Source organism: Phenylobacterium sp. (genome assembly GCF_013911965.1).
In the GTDB taxonomy this organism is placed as follows: domain Bacteria; phylum Pseudomonadota; class Alphaproteobacteria; order Caulobacterales; family Caulobacteraceae; genus Phenylobacterium.
Window position 1 is genome coordinate 132481 of the sequence record NZ_JACESE010000005.1, and the last position, 14440, is coordinate 146920.

Sequence of the window (14440 nt, forward strand, 5' to 3'; positions counted from 1 at the left end):
TCACGCGTCCACAACGAGGTCGCCGACGGACTTCGCCTGGCAGGCGAGAATGACCCCGTCGCGCTTTTCCCCCTCCGTCAGAGAATCCTGGACCTCCATGCTCACAGATCCCTGCCGCAGTGGCACCTTGCAGCGGCCGCAGATCCCGACCCGGCACTCGTAGTCGATGGCGACGCCGATGGCCTCGGCGGCCTCCAGCACCGACTGATCGGGCGCCAGGCGTCCGGACTTGTTGGACTTGGAAAAGGTCACCGTCGCCTGCGCCGACGGCGGGGCCGAGGGAGAGACGACTGCGACATCGACGACGGCCGTGACCTCGGCTGCGGGGGGCTGGGTTTCCAGAACTGGACCACCCTTCGGGGGCGCGAAGTTCTCCGTCTTCACCTGATCGTCGGGCACGCCCATTCCGCGAAGGACGCCCTTGACCGCTTCCATCATCGCGGGCGGGCCACAGAGATGGACCCGGCGGCGGACGATCTCCGGAACGGCCGCGATGATGAACTCGGGCGTCATGAACCCCACTGAACCAGCCCATTCGGTCCCTTCGGGCTGAGAGACGACAATCGTGACGTGGACGTTCGGGTGCCGGCGCGCGAGATGCGCCAGTTCCTCGCGGAAGATGATGTCGGCGGGCGTGCGCACCCCGTAGAGAAGGTAGATGTCGTGGGGATAGGCGCGGTCCGTGAGATAGCGCAGCACGCTCATCATAGGCGTAATGCCAACCCCGCCAGCGATCAGGACGATGCCTTCCGCCTCCTGACCGGTGAAGAAGAAGCTCCCGGCGGGGGCGGCCACCTCGATGAGATCGCCGGCGTCGACGCGGTCGTGGAGGTGGCGAGACTCCAATCCGTATTGCTCACGTTTCACGGTCAGTTCGATGTAGTCCCGTTGCGTGGGCGAAGAGGAGATGGTGTAGGATCGGCGGACCTTCTTGCCATCGATCTCGGAGGTGACCGTCGCGTACTGTCCCGGAAGGAAAGTGAACGGGAACGGGCCGAGGTTTGGCTCCATCAGCCGGAACGTCTTCACGCCGGGCGTTTCGTCGAAAATCGCCTTGATCCGCAGGACGCCGATCCAGGGACGCCGCGCGGGCGCTCCGGCTTCTGCCGCCTTGGACATGACAGCAGGGGCTGAACCCGGCGAAGCTGCGGGTTCAGCGGTCGATGGCTCAGCTGGAGCGCCGGGTGTCAGCCGCTCGGCCAGCGCCCCCACACGGCGCGCGCGGATCCATTGCAGCCAGAGCGCCCCCGTAAGAGCGGCGCCCAGAAGGATCATGAGCAGAACGTGCAGCCAGGAGAGACCGCGAAAGCCGCCAGCCATCTCTGAGCGGTCCGCCGGGGGCAGCGTCATCTCGTGTCGGAACCAGGCCAGAGCGGTCTGTTCAGGCGACTGGCCCGCCTCGAGCGCCCGAAGCGCGCCGGCCCCGCTTTGCGCCAACGAAAGACCGTCTCTGACGTCGCGCAGCGCGGTGAGCGCGGCAGCGGCGTCATTGGCGGCCTGGGCGCGATGCAGGGCCGCCTGCCCATCCGTGACCGCCTGCGAACCTGATCCCAGTCGCGTCAGCGCCTCAGGCCGGATCCGCGCGCGGGCTTCGTCGGTGAGCTTCGGAAAGTCCATCATAGACGCGTAGAACGGCTTGGGCCCCATGGGGCCGCAGCAACCCGCTGCGCCTTCGCCTGCGCCCCCGCCCATGCCAGAGGGCGCCATCATATCTCCCATCATGCCGCCCATACCGCTGGCCGCCGCAGGCGCCGCTGGGGGACCGGCGCCCATTGTGGGGTTGGGGGCCTTCATTCCGCTCATCCCTGAGGCCGCATCGGGGTTCGCGCCAGCTGGCGGCGGATGATGAGCGGCGTGGTCCTCGGCGGGGGCCTGCGCCCAGGCGAAGGTGGATGGTGTTGCGGCGGTTAGAGCCACAGCCGCGACGGTGGCGGCTCTTAGGGCTGTGACGAGAGGCGCCGACTGGGTGCCGTGCATATGCAGGTCAGATCCCTTATCCATAGCAACGCTTCTAGCCGAAAGGCTCGGCCGCTTTGAAGGCAAGACGTAAGAGACGCTGCGATGGAGCGTCCCTTACAGCGCCACAGCAACAGAAGGCTCCGCCATAGCGCCCATCAGGCGCTGCTGGGGGACCAGCGAAAGATGAGGTGCCAGATGGCAGGGGAGATTCGCGTCGGCGTCAACGGCTACGGGGTGATCGGCAAACGTGTTGCCGATGCTGTGCGTGCTCAGGCTGATATGCGCCTGGTGGGCGTCTCCGACGTCGCAGCAGACTGGCGGACGCGGGCCCTGCACCGCAAGGATATCCCACTGTTCGCCGCCACGTCCGAAGCACATGAGCACCTCGCGGCAAATCGGATTCCCGTGGAAGGGCGTCTGCAGGATCTGCTTGGAACCGTCGATGTCGTCGTAGACTGCACACCCAAGCGGGTCGCTGCGGAGAATGTGCCGGTCTATCGCCAACTCGGCCGGAAGTTCATCGTGCAGGGCGGCGAAAAGCACGGCGTCACCGGTCACTCCTTCGTCGCGGAGTCCAACTATCAAAGCGCAGTCGGCCTCGACGCGACCCGCGTCGTCTCCTGCAATACGACGGCGACGGTGCGGACCTTGACCGCCCTGAAGCGGGCTGGGTTGCTCCGGCGCGCTCGCGGCACGCTCATGCGGCGCGCCACCGACCCGTGGGAGAGTCACCTTGGCGGTATCATCAACACCCTCGTCCCGGAACCGGAGATCCCGAGCCACCAAGGTCCTGATGCTCAGACGGTCGACCCGGACCTCGATGTGCTGACCATGGCCGTCAAGGTCCCCGAGACGATCGCCCACCTCCACTACTGGTCGGTTCAGCTTTCCCGAAGCGCCCCGAAGGAGGAGGTGCTGGACGCCTTCCGCGCGTCACCCCGCATTTTCCTCATGCCCGACAGCTATGGCCTAGCCGCGATCAATGCGGTCAAGGAGCTGATGGCGGACCTCGGCCGCTCCCGGGGCGATCTCTACGAGGTTGCGCTTTGGTCCGACATGCTGCGCGTGGAGGGCGATGAGGTGTTCTATACCTACATGGTCGACAACCAGGCTATTGTTGTGCCTGAGACGATCGACGCCATCCGGGCGCTCGCCGGCCGCGAGCCCTCTGGGGCCGCATCGATACGCGCGACCGACGAGGCCTTGCAGATCTGGCGCGATCCCTTCAGCCCTGCTCCGGGCTAGCGTTCGCATCACTAGCGGCGGCGGCGCCGCCGCTCACAATTAGATCAGCCATGGCGCGCGAAGACCCGCGTCTTGCCTCCCGGCATGAGCAGCAGCGTCTGGTAGGCCTCGACCTCACCCCTTTGGGACTCCATGCCGGGAGACCCGAAAGGCATGCCCGGAACGGCGATGCCTAGGGCTTTCGGCCTCTCGCGCAGCAAGCGTGCGATGTCGGCCGGCGGTATGTGGCCGACCACGACATAGCCACCGACCGTCGCGAGATGGCATGACGACAGCTCGAATGGCACGCCATGCTTGCGTCCGATCGGACTGACGTCCTCCACGACCACTTCCTTCATAAGGTAGCCCGACCGGCGCATGTGGGTGATCCAGCCCTTGCAACAGCCGCAGCTGGCGGTCTTGTAGACCGTCACAGGCGGCGGGCTCGCCGCGAGGGCGGGTGCTCCGGACACAAGCGCCGCGCTGGCGGCCAGCAGGTATCGACGAGTCAGCATCTCTGTCATTTCCTTGAGACTTAGCGGCGCGCGCCGCAGCAGCAGGAGCCGCTGCTTGTCGGGGCCGCCGCGTCCTGTGGGTACAAGGCCGGTGTATAGCCGGCCTTGCTGATCGCCCCCGCCACCGCAGACGGCTCGCGGTCAGACCGCACATCGACCCGCTTGCTCGGCAGGTCAATGGCGACCTCTGCGGCTGGATCCAGCGCGTTGATGGCGGCGGTTACAGCTTGGACACAGTGTCCGCAGCTAAGGTCGTTGACGTGATAACGAAGCACTGAAATCTCCTAGTTTGCTGGCCTCGCCTGACCAGATGGGGCGCATCGCTGGTGCAGGCGCCGCCGATCGTCGGCGTTCCGAAGATGAGCGCCGCCGTCGGCACAGCCGGGCCTCGCTCACTGCGGCATCTCCACGTGCCCGCCGAACCCGAAGCGCATCGCTGACAAGACCTGATCGGCGAATGTGTGCTCCACGCGGCTGCGATAGCGCGCGAACAACGCCGCGGAGAGGACGTTGACCGGAACCGCCTCCTCCATCGCCGCGTCGATCGTCCACCGCCCTTCGCCTGAGTCGGAGACCCGGCCTGAGAACTGACTCAGCATCTGGTCCTTGGCCAAGGCCGCAGCGGTGAGGTCGAGCAGCCAGGAGGAGATGACGCTGCCGCGCCGCCAGACTTCGGCGATATCGGTCAGATTCAGATCGAACCGTTCCTCGGCCGGCAGCTTGGCCGAGTTCCTGCCCTTGAGGATGTCAAATCCTTCAGCGTAGGCCTGCATCAACCCGTATTCGATCCCGTTGTGGACCATCTTGACGAAGTGGCCGGCGCCGGCGGGACCGGCGTGAATGTAGCCCTGCTCGGCGCGCGGATCCTCACCCTCCTGCTCCATGCGGTCCGGCGTGCGCGGAATGGCGCCGAGCCCTGGCGCCAAGGCTGAGAAGATCGGGTCGAGCAGAGCGACGGTCGCCTTGTCGCCGCCAATCATCATGCAGTAGCCGCGCTCCAGACCCCAGACTCCGCCGGAGGTGCCGACGTCCACATAGCAAAGGTTCTTCTCACCCAGCGCGCGCGCGCGTCGAATGTCGTCCTTGTAGAAGCTGTTGCCGCCGTCGATGATGATGTCGCCCGGCTCGGCCAGTTCGGTGAGTGCTTGGATGGTGTCCTCAGTGGGCAGGCCCGCGGGCAGCATCACCCAGAAAATGCGCGGGGACACCAGCTTGGCGGCGACGTCCTTCAGCGACGACGCCGCGATCGCGCCCTCTGCGGCGATCGCCTCGATGAGCGGTGGGTTGCGATCGAAGCCGACGACGCTGTGTCCCCCGCGCATCAGCCGGCGCGCGATATTGGCGCCCATCCGCCCCAGACCGATGACCGCTAGACGCATGGCGCTGTTTTCCTCATTGGGTAGGTGTGGCAGGGGCCGTCTGCGGGCTGTTCGCTGGGGGCGCGTCCGTCGCCCTCTGGCGATCGCCGAGAAGCGTCGCGCGCTTGGCGTCGACTGCGCCGAGCAGGGCATCCGTGGCCTCCGCGAACAGCGTTATGCCCTCTTCAACGAGGCCACGGGTGACGGCGTCCAGGTCGAGGCCTAGGCGGGCCGCCTCCGAGAGCACGCGTCGCGCGCCCTCGATGTCCTCGGTGAGCGTGGGGCCGACCGCGCCGTGATCGCGGAACGCATCCAGGGTCTTGGGCGGCAGGGTGGTCACAGTGTTCGGCCCGACGAGAGCGTCAACATAGAGGGTGTCCGGATAGGCCGGGTCCCTGACGCCCGTGGACGCCCACAGCAGCCGCTGGGGCCTCGCGCCCTTCGCGGCCAGCGCCTGCCAGCGCTCGCTGGAGAGCAAAGTTCGAAACCAGGCGTAGGCGAGCTTGGCGTTGGCGATGGCCACCTTGCCGCGGATCGCCGCGAGGTCGGCGCTCTGCGGATCGTTTGCCGCAAGCCGTGCATCGATGGCCTGGTCGATCTGCGCGTCGATCCGGCTGACGAAGAAGCTGGCCACGCTGGCGATCCGGTCGATCGGCTCGCCCCGCGCCGCGCGCGCCTCGAGCCCGGCCATGTAGGTGTCCGCGACCGCCTGGTAGGCGCCGAGCGAAAACAGCAAGGTGATGTTGACGTTGACCCCTGCCTCGACCAGCACCCGCAGGGCGGTTACGCCGGCCTTTGTCCCAGGGACCTTGACCATCAGGTTGGGCTCGTCGACGGCCGCCCACAGCCGCCGCGCCTCCTCGACGGTCGCCGCGGCGTCGTTGGCGAGGCGCGGCGAAACCTCAAGGCTGACATAGCCGTCCTTGCCGCAGAGCCTGTCGTAGACACGCCGCAGGTCCGCTGCCGCGGCCTTGACGTCGCCGATGGCCTGGCTCTCGTAGAGGTCCTGCGCGCTCGCGTCGGCCCTGCCGGCGGCCGCCTGGAAGCCCGCATCATAGGCATCGCCGTGACCCATCGCCTTCTCGAAGATGGAAGGATTGGAGGTGACGCCGGTGAGGCCGTCTTCCTCGACCAGCTTGCGCAGGCCGCCGTCGGACAGGAACCGGCGATCGATGAAGTCGAGCCAGACCGCTTGTCCGGCCTCGCCAAGTGTCTTCAGACGACTGGTCATGAGTGCTTCCCGATGATGCCACGCGCGACGGCGCAGACATTTTCGATGGTGAAGCCGTAATGCTCCTGAAGCATGGCCAACGGGGCCGAGGCTCCGAATGTCTTCATCGTGATCGTGCAGCCGTCGCTTCCGACATAGCGATCCCAGCCGATCGAGCCAGCCTGCTCAACGGCAAGCCGTGCGCGTACCTCGTTGGGAAAAACGTGCTTGCGATAGGCATCGTCCTGCAGCTCGAACAGATACCAACTTGGCAGGGATACCACGCGCGACCGCACGCCTTCTGCGCTTAGCTTCTCGTGGGCCGCCACGACCAGCGGCAGTTCGCTACCAGTGCCTATCAGGATGACCTCGGGATCGCCGCCCTCGCAATCTGCAAGGATGTAACCGCCCCGCTGCAATCCGTCGGCCGACGCATACCTGGCACGGTCCAGCGTGGGGATCGCTTGGCGGGACAATACCAGCGCAGTCGGCACGTTGCTCTGCTCCAGCGCGACGTTCCAGGCGACCGCCACCTCGTTGGCGTCGCCGGGGCGGATCGTGTTCAGCCCCGGAATGGCGCGCAGTGTTGCGAGATGTTCAACCGGTTGGTGGGTTGGACCGTCTTCGCCGACACCGATGCTGTCGTGTGTGAACACGAAGGTGACCGGCAATTCCATGATCGCCGCCAGCCGGATCGGTGCGCGCATATAGTCGGCGAAAACCAAGAAGGTGGAGCAGCAAGGGCGCAGATAGGACAGCGCCATGCCGTTGGCGATCGAGCCCATCGCATGCTCACGCACGCCGAAATGCAGGTTGCGGCCCGTAGGATCACCGCGCTCGAACGAGCCCGCCCCCTCGAAGGTCATTTTTGTCTTCGTCGAGGGCGATAGGTCCGCAGAACCGCCCATGAGCAGCGGGACGTGGGGCGCGATGGCGTTAAGCACCTTGCCGCCACTGTCGCGCGAGGCAAGGCCTATGGCGTCTGTCGGAAAGCTCGGAAGTGCGGCCTGCCAGCCACCGGGCAGCTTGCCTTCACGGAGCAGGTCGATCTGTGCGGCTTCCCTCGGAAAGGTATTGCGGTACCGGACGAGGGTCGCCTCCCAGGCCTCCCGCGCCGGCCTGCCGCGGACCGCAATGGCCGCCTGGAACGCCTCCGCCACGCCCTCCGGCACGAGGAACTCGCTGTCCGCAGGCCATCCATAGACCGTCTTGGTCGCGCGGACGTTGTCCTCGCCAAGCGGCTCGCCGTGCGCTTTCTCGCTGCCGGCCTTTGGGCTCCCCCATCCAATCACGGACTGCACCACGATCAGTGTGGGCCTATCGTCGGTCGCCCTGAAGGCGTCAAACGCGCTTGCGAGTGCGGCGGTGTCGTTGGCGTCCCCCACATGGACGACGTTCCAGCCATAGCCCTCGAAGCGTTTGCCGACATCCTCGGTGAAGGCGAGGTCGGTCGATCCTTCGATCGAGATACGATTGCTGTCGTAGATCCAGCACAGGTTCGAGAGCGCCAGGTGGCCGGCGAGCGACGCCGCCTCGCTAGAGACGCCCTCCATCATGTCGCCGTCGCCACACAGCACATAGACGTCGTGGTCGAACAGGACGAAGCCGTCGCGGTTGAAACGCGAGGCCAGCGCACGCTCCGCAATCGCCATGCCGACGGAGTTTCCGCAGCCTTGGCCCAGGGGACCAGTGGTCGTCTCGACGCCCGTGGTGATCCGGTACTCGGGATGGCCGGGCGTCTTCGAGCCGAACTGCCGGAACTGCTTGATATCCTCCAAGCTGACCGCGGGCTTTCCAGTTCGCTTCCCGTCGGCGTTGACCTCCTTGACCCCGGCCAGGTGCAAGACCGCATAGAGGAGCATCGAGGCATGACCGACCGACAGAACGTAGCGATCGCGGTTCGGCCAATCGGGCGTGTCCGGATCGTAGCGCAGGAAGTCTCGCCACAGGGTGTAGGCCACCGGGGCCAGCGCCATCGGCGTGCCCGGATGGCCCGAATTCGCCTTCTGCACAGCATCCATCGCCAGCGTGCGGATCGTGTCGATCGCGAGCCTCTCGGGCGTTCCCGCCCTTGGCGAAGCGGCGGACCCAGGCGCCTGGTCGATCATCGGCCACCTTCTCCAGCCCTGCCCGATTGCGCGCCAGACGCCAGGAACCGGCCAGCCTTTCTGAGCATGACCGGTGAGGGGGCCGGGTGAGGCATGTTTCGACAGCTTGGCGCCGCAATGTGGGCTACCGAAGGTCGGCACAGACAATGGTGGTCGGGGTCAGCCGCAGCCACGCGCACCTCCTGCCTTCTGTCGTAGAGGGCGGTCACAGGGAACAGCCAAGGCCGAGCCCGCGACAAGCGTTGGAGCCGCGTGCTCATGACGCTAATCATCGCTTAGTCGCCAATGCCTCGGCTGGCCGGCGCCAGCGGACCCTACGCCGCCTGAGGGAACTAGTGTTCGTGAGCTTTCGGTGCGTCGCTCTTCGGCGCCGGCGGATGGGATCCGGACTTCGGCTGGGCCATTCCGCCGTGGCCCATCATCTCGCCGCACATCTTGTGCATCTTGTCCATGTCCGCCTTGGCCATAGGCTTGCCGTCCGCCCCCTTCATGGCGCCCATCTGACCTTTGCCGGCAGGCATCTGGCCGCCCTTCATCCTGCCGCACATTTCATGTTGCGCCGCTGTGGCGGTGGGAGGCGGGGTCTTCGCGGGCGGCCCGTCCGCCAGGGCGTAGCTGGCTGCGAACAGGGCCGAAGCGGCGGTGATCGTAATGATGAGAGACTTCATGGTTTGGCTCCAGATCAGGCTTGCTGGTAAGGACGCTCGCGACGCCCTATCATTACGCGCACCGGCGGCGGGAGGCGCTCTTGCAGTGTTTTCTGCTCCCTAGAACAGCCCGCGGGGTTGATCGTCGTAGCTGACGAGCAGGTTCTTGGTCTGCTGGTAGTGGGCCAGCATCATCTTGTGGTTCTCCCGCCCGAAGCCTGAGGCCTTGTAACCGCCAAAGGCGGCATGCGCCGGGTAGACATGGTAGCAGTTTGTCCACACCCGACCGGCTTCGATCGCCCGTCCCATCCGGTATGCGGTCCCGCCGTCGCGGGACCAGACGCCGGCGCCCAGGCCGTAAGGGGTGTCGTTGGCGAGCCGCACCGCCTCTTCCGGCGAGCTGAAGCGGGCCACCGCCAGAACCGGGCCGAAGATTTCCTCCTGGAAGATCCGCATGTGGTTCTCGCCCACGAACACGGTCGGCTGCACAAAGTAACCCGCGTCGAGCTCGCCGCCCGGCAGCGCACGCTCACCTCCGGTGAGGCACTGCGCGCCCTCCTGCTTGCCGATCTCGATGTAGTCCAGAATCTTGGTGAGCTGAGCTTCCGAGGCCTGGGCGCCCATCTGGGTGGTCGGCACCAGGGGGTCGCCGACCTTGATGCTGGCGACGCGGCTGATCGCGCGTTCCATGAAGGCGTCGAAGATAGATTCGTGCACCAGGGCGCGCGACGGGCAGGTGCAGACCTCACCCTTGTTGAAGGCGAAGAGGGCTAGGCCCTCCACGGCCTTGTCGAGGAAGCTGTCGTCGGCGGCCATGACGTCGGGCATGAAGATGTTCGGAGACTTGCCGCCAAGCTCCAGGGTTTGCGGGATCAGGTGTTCGGCAGCCGCCTGCATGATCTGCCGTCCCGTCGTGGTCTCGCCGGTGAAGGCGACCTTGGCGATCCGCGGGTTGGCGGCGATCGCCCGGCCGACGGTGCCGCCCGGCCCGGTCACCACATTCAGCACGCCGGGCGGCAGGATGTCGGCGGTCAGCTCGGCGAACAGCATCAGCGTGAGCGGCGTCTGGGAAGCGGGCTTGATCACAGTGCAGTTGCCCGCTGCCAGCGCCGGGGCGAGCTTCCAGGCGGCCATGAGTAGCGGGAAGTTCCAGGGGATGATCTGGCCGACCACGCCAAGGGGTTCCTTGAAGTGGTAGGCGATCGTTTGTTCGTCGATTGTCGAGATCGAGCCTTCTTCGCTGCGGATACAGCCTGCGAAGTAGCGGAAGTGATCGACCGCAAGGGGCACGTCGGCGCCGCGCGTCTCGCGGATCGGCTTGCCGTTATCGATCGTCTCGGCGAGCGCGAAGAGTTCGAGGTTCTCCTCCAGCCGGTCAGCGATCTTGTTGAGCATCCGCGACCGCTCGCTGGGCGACAGCCGCGCCCAGCCCGCCTTGGCCACGTGCGCCGCGTCCAGCGCCGCCTCGACGTCCTCAACCGTCGACTGCGCGAACTCCGCGATCCGCGCGCCGTTGATCGGGCTGTGGTCGGTGAAATACTGCCCCCTCAGAGGCGGCGACCAGTGCCCCCCGATGAAGTTGCCGTAGCGGGCGGGGACCTTGCCCAGGGTCCGCACGGACTGAATGGCGCTCTGGAACAAGGGGCTCTCCTTGTATTCGCACGCGAGCCGAAGTGCTCGCAACGGCCCTGCCCTGGCGGAATGTCGCCAGTTCAGAGATGAGCCCGTATCGGACCCACTGGATACTCTTTCTGCACGGGAGGCGCGTCGCCTTGACAGGGATCAAAGGCAACCTTCGGCCAGATCATTACGAGGGATGCACGGCCAGGAGAGGAAAGCAGACCCATGGCGACGATGATGAAAGCCGCAGTCGTGCGGGAGTTCGGCAGGCCTCTAGCGATCGAGGAGGTCCCCATTCCGACGCCGGGACCCGATCAGGTTCTCGTGCGCCTGGCTGCCACCGGCGTCTGTCACACCGACCTGCACGCCGCCAAGGGCGACTGGCCGGTGAAGCCGAACCCACCGTTCATCCCCGGCCACGAGGGCGTGGGTGTGGTGGTCGGGGTCGGCGCCAACGTGCAGCGGGTGCGGGAGGGCGACCGCGTCGGCGTGCCCTGGCTGCATACCGCGTGCGGCTACTGCCCCCACTGCCGCACCGGCTGGGAGACCCTCTGCGGCTCTCAGAAGAACACCGGCTATTCCGTGAACGGCAGCTTCGCCGAATACGCGGTGGCGGATCCCAATTATGTAGGGCGCTTGCCCGACACCCTGGATTGGGGCGCCGCAGCGCCGCTGCTCTGCGCCGGGGTCACCGTCTACAAAGGCCTCAAGGAGACGGAGGTGAAACCCGGGCAGTGGGTCGCGATCTCGGGGATCGGCGGGCTGGGACACTTGGCGGTTCAGTACGCGAAGGCCATGGGCATGCACGTCGCGGCGATCGACATCCATCCCGAAAAGCTGGCGTTGGCCAAGCAGCTGGGCGCAGACCTCACGCTGCACGGCCGGGACACCGACCCCGTGGCCGAGATCCAGAAGCAGATCGGCGGGGTTCACGGGGTGCTTGTCACGGCCGTTTCGCCGGCGGCCTTCGAGCAGGCCTTCGGGGCGCTGCGGCCGCATGGGACCATGGCCATGATCGGCCTGCCGCCCGGCAAGTTCGCCATGCCGATCTTCGACACGGTGCTCAAGCGGATCACCGTCCGGGGCTCGATTGTCGGAACGCGACAGGATCTGGAAGAGGCGCTCGAGTTCGGGGGCGAAGGCAAGGTCGCCGCGCACTTCTCCTGGGACCGGCTCGAGAACATCAACGAAGTCTTCGAACGCATGGAACGCGGCGCGATCGATGGGCGCGTAGTCTTGAGCCTGGAGTAGCCGCTAGACTCATCTAAAGCGCGGCGGGGCGGGTGAGGCGTCCGGGCCGGCTCCGCCGTTGCGGCACGACCAGAAGGGCCGATTGGCCCCTCCAGTCGCGACGATGTAATCGTGACGCGACGGGTTGCGTCTGAATGGACATCAACCGCGGTGCGTCGTGCGGACCGAGTGCGGTCGCGCCGGGTTTAGGGAGCCCTCCAGGCCTCGGCCGGCTGCAGGTCTGGGCTCGTGGAGAGGACAAGGAGATTCGATGTGAACAGGACAATTGGACGGGCCCTCGGCCTCTCGGCCTTTTTTGCGCTCCTGCCTGTGCTGGGCTCTTCCGCCACAGCAGAGGTCTGGCACCGGTACATAATGCGCGGGCAGGTCGTGGAGATGCAGGGTCAGGCGGTGATCCTTTGCGTTGGGCGCGCCGAAGGGGCCAAACCGGGACAGGTCCTTACGGTCGTCCGATTCATCGGAACGCCGGGGGTGTCGAAAGGTGCTCCGCCTGTCCCGCGCCGCGATGATGTCGGTGCGGTCCGCATCGACCGAGTTATAGACGAGCACTTTGCCGAGGCGACCGTGGTCAACGGCCAAGCCAGGAAGTTCGATCTGGTCGAACTGAAAGCTCCCTAGCGAACGCTACGCGGGACGGCGGAACTCGCTCTCCGGTCGCACGGGCCACCGCGGTGCCCAACGGCAAAGTGGCTCCCGGCGCGACTGTTGCGATCGGGGGCGTGGACGTCTCCGACACCTACCGCCGAGCGGTCGAAACCCCGCCCCTCAAGGTTATCATCGACACCAGAGAGACCCGTCCGACGGACAGCCCGGCATCAAGCCCTCAAACATAGCAGAACGGAGATGCAATTGCGCGACCGCAGAGAACTCTTGGCCGGCCTTACCCTCGCCGGGGCCGCAGCCGCCATGCCCGCCGCCGCGCAAGCCCCTCCTCCCAATCGTGATGGGATGTCGATGGATGATTGTGTCGCGCTCTGCATCGCCTCGCATCGGAGCTGTCTGACGAGCGCTCGCCATGTGATGGGACAGCCGCAACTGCGCGCGCCGGCGCAGCTCGTGGCGCTGCTGCAGGACTGCGCGGAGCTCTGCCAGACCACGGCCAATTCGATGCTCCGGGGTGCGCCGACGCACACCCTTCTCTGTCGCGCCTGCGCCGACCTCTGTGAAGCGTGCGCTCAGGCTTGCGACGCCTTCAAGAACGACGCGGTGCTCACCCGATGCGCGGCGACGTGCCGGGAGTGCGGCGCGGCATGCCGGCACATGGCCATGGAGATGTAGGTGGGCGCTGCCTCCGTCGGCGGGTTCCTGTTGCGCTGATAGCGGTTGCGCAGCCGCAGAGCGGCGCTTCGTTGAAAGCCACACCGGACCGGAACGGTAACCCCCGCAACTGGGGCGGTTGCCCGTTGTTTCCGAGCCGCCACACGGACCTACCTATCCCCAGTCGGCCGGCACACTCCGCCATTCACGGCTATGGCTTCAGCTCCAGCATGCCCTCTCACTCCGGGCTCGGGCGCATGGAGCCGGCGCGGCGTCTAATAATTGCTGAGGATGCCGAGTTGACGTGGATCACTACCCGAGCGTGCTCATGCTCATTCGCCACCCGGCTACATCGCCTTCAAGTCGGTGCTTCAGGCGCGCCAGGTCGGCGCATCTGAACGCCCGCACTGGACCCCGAGGAATGTGTCGGACGGTGAACGGGTCGCGCCGCCTTGGGTCGGCGCGACCCGTTATCCTCTGCGAACCGCAGCGCTTACATATGATCTTTCATCGGCGGGTCGGCCTTGGCCGGGGGCATCGGCATGCTGTCATCCTTCATCGGCGGCGAGCTGGCGCCAGACGACATGCCTGAGCCCTGGGCGTCTTTCTGCATACCCATGCCTTGGGCGTGCGCGTCTCGCTCCATTTGCATGCCTTCCTTGTGGCCCTGGGCGCGCGTTTCAGCCTCGGTCTCGCCATGCGCCGCCGCCGTAGCGGGCGTTGTGGTGTCGGTGGCCACAGCTGCCGCGTCCACAGCGGCTGCGGGGGCCTCGTCCGTCTTCTGGTTGCAGCCGGTGATCGCGAGAGCGGCGACCGACGAGGTCAAAAGAGCAGCGGAGCGGCAAAGTTTAGATATAGTAGTCATTTGTTTCTCCTTCGGGGTTTGAACAGTGGGGGACGAGCTGATGAGCATGGCGTTTGTCGAGCCATTGGCTGGCTGGCTGCAGCACGCTACGGTGACGATGGCGCTGTTCACGGATGCTATTGCCGTAGCTGTCATCGCCGTAGCGGTTCTCGGTGCGCTTTGGCGAACCTTGGAACGCACTTGGAAGCGGAACGCGGAGGCAGATTGCCCTGGCGAGGGGCCCCGTCTCCGGCTCGCCCGCTCTTTGGCCTTGGGCCTTGAGTTCCTGTTGGCGGCGGATGTGATGCGAACCGCGGTCGCGCCGACATGGACCGAGATCGGCCAGCTCGCCGCGGTCGCAACGTTGCGAACGGCGTTGAACTTTTTCATCCAGCGCGAAATCGACGCCGCTGAACGCAGGAAGGGCTAAGACCCGCCTCAAGGCGC

At 66.2% G+C, this 14440-nt stretch carries 14 protein-coding genes; 5 read left to right on the plus strand and 9 right to left on the minus strand.

Translation table 11 applies throughout. The annotated features are described in order from the left end of the window. Entirely contained in the window at positions 1-1794 is a 1794-nt protein-coding gene (locus H2041_RS07010) for an FAD-binding oxidoreductase (protein ID WP_293410912.1), read from the minus strand. 360 nt (positions 1795-2154) lie between these two features. On the opposite strand from H2041_RS07010, the gene H2041_RS07015 reads away from it, so the two are divergent. Further along, a complete protein-coding gene (locus H2041_RS07015) occupies positions 2155-3204 on the plus strand; it encodes a type II glyceraldehyde-3-phosphate dehydrogenase (RefSeq protein ID WP_293410914.1) in 1050 nt (349 codons plus the stop codon). Between the two features lie 44 nt (positions 3205-3248). Here the strand turns inward: H2041_RS07015 and H2041_RS07020 are convergent, their stop codons facing one another. The 7 genes from H2041_RS07020 to H2041_RS07045 form a co-directional block, all read right to left on the minus strand. After that, complete coding sequence (locus H2041_RS07020) at positions 3249-3698, minus strand: DUF411 domain-containing protein (RefSeq protein WP_257835861.1); 450 nt, start codon at positions 3696-3698, stop codon at positions 3249-3251. 20 nt (positions 3699-3718) lie between these two features. Further along, complete coding sequence (locus tag H2041_RS19100) at positions 3719-3973, minus strand: heavy-metal-associated domain-containing protein (RefSeq protein WP_367133096.1); 255 nt, start codon at positions 3971-3973, stop codon at positions 3719-3721. A gap of 117 nt (positions 3974-4090) precedes the next feature. Continuing rightward, positions 4091-5077 (minus strand): phosphogluconate dehydrogenase (NAD(+)-dependent, decarboxylating), encoded by a 987-nt coding sequence (gene gnd, locus H2041_RS07025; RefSeq protein WP_293396240.1) that lies wholly within the window; start codon positions 5075-5077, stop codon positions 4091-4093. Positions 5078-5090: 13 nt separating this feature from the next. Then, positions 5091-6287, minus strand: coding sequence for a transaldolase (tal, locus tag H2041_RS07030; RefSeq protein ID WP_293410918.1), 1197 nt, complete (start codon positions 6285-6287; stop codon positions 5091-5093). Beyond that, positions 6284-8374, minus strand: a complete 2091-nt coding sequence (tkt, locus tag H2041_RS07035) for a transketolase (protein ID WP_293410921.1) — start codon at positions 8372-8374, stop codon at positions 6284-6286. The genes tal and tkt overlap by 4 nt, the downstream gene beginning before the upstream one ends. 332 nt (positions 8375-8706) lie before the next feature. After that, the gene (locus H2041_RS07040) at positions 8707-9042 is read right to left on the minus strand and encodes a hypothetical protein (protein WP_257835865.1); all 336 of its coding nucleotides are present in this window, start codon (positions 9040-9042) and stop codon (positions 8707-8709) included. A 99-nt stretch (positions 9043-9141) separates the two neighbouring features. Further along, positions 9142-10662, minus strand: a complete 1521-nt coding sequence (locus H2041_RS07045) for an aldehyde dehydrogenase family protein (RefSeq protein WP_293410924.1) — start codon at positions 10660-10662, stop codon at positions 9142-9144. A 204-nt stretch (positions 10663-10866) separates the two neighbouring features. Between H2041_RS07045 and adhP the strand changes: the two genes are divergently transcribed. From adhP to H2041_RS07060, 3 genes are all read left to right on the plus strand, one after another. Beyond that, on the plus strand, positions 10867-11892 hold the full coding sequence (gene adhP / locus H2041_RS07050; protein ID WP_293410926.1) for an alcohol dehydrogenase AdhP: 1026 nt from the start codon (positions 10867-10869) through the stop codon (positions 11890-11892). Between the two features lie 252 nt (positions 11893-12144). Continuing rightward, a complete protein-coding gene (locus tag H2041_RS07055) occupies positions 12145-12510 on the plus strand; it encodes a hypothetical protein (RefSeq protein WP_293410929.1) in 366 nt (121 codons plus the stop codon). 225 nt (positions 12511-12735) lie between these two features. Next, on the plus strand, positions 12736-13170 hold the full coding sequence (locus H2041_RS07060) for a four-helix bundle copper-binding protein (protein ID WP_293396260.1): 435 nt from the start codon (positions 12736-12738) through the stop codon (positions 13168-13170). 472 nt (positions 13171-13642) lie between these two features. On the opposite strand, the gene H2041_RS07065 is transcribed toward H2041_RS07060, so the two are convergent. Then, positions 13643-14014, minus strand: coding sequence for a hypothetical protein (locus H2041_RS07065; RefSeq protein WP_293410933.1), 372 nt, complete (start codon positions 14012-14014; stop codon positions 13643-13645). A 40-nt stretch (positions 14015-14054) separates the two neighbouring features. Between H2041_RS07065 and H2041_RS07070 the strand changes: the two genes are divergently transcribed. Then, the gene (locus H2041_RS07070; protein ID WP_257817691.1) at positions 14055-14423 is read left to right on the plus strand and encodes a DUF1622 domain-containing protein; all 369 of its coding nucleotides are present in this window, start codon (positions 14055-14057) and stop codon (positions 14421-14423) included. Positions 14424-14440 lie beyond the last annotated feature (17 nt).